Annotated in this window: 1 protein-coding gene; it reads left to right on the top strand. The window is 69.8% G+C overall.

The window, feature by feature from the left end; translation table 11 throughout:
- On the top strand, positions 1 to 262 hold a 262-nt coding region (locus tag QSJ97_RS24865), incomplete at both ends, for a GTP-binding protein (RefSeq protein WP_285675192.1).

Below are 262 nucleotides of genomic sequence, written 5' to 3' on the forward strand. Positions count from 1 at the left end.
CGGCGCGGCGCAGATGGACGGCGCGATCCTGGTGGTGAACGCCGCCGACGGCCCGATGCCGCAGACCCGCGAGCACATCCTGCTGGCGCGCCAGGTCGGCGTTCCGGCGCTTGTGGTGTTCATGAACAAGGTCGACCAGGTCGACGACGAGGAGCTGCTCGAGCTGGTCGAGATGGAGGTGCGCGAGCTGCTCTCCAGCTACGACTTCCCGGGCGACGACATCCCGATCATCGCCGGCTCGGCGCTGGCCGCGATGGAGGGC

Source organism: Paralimibaculum aggregatum (assembly GCF_030270585.1).
In the GTDB taxonomy this organism is placed as follows: Bacteria; Pseudomonadota; Alphaproteobacteria; order Rhodobacterales; family Rhodobacteraceae; genus Thermohalobaculum; species Thermohalobaculum aggregatum.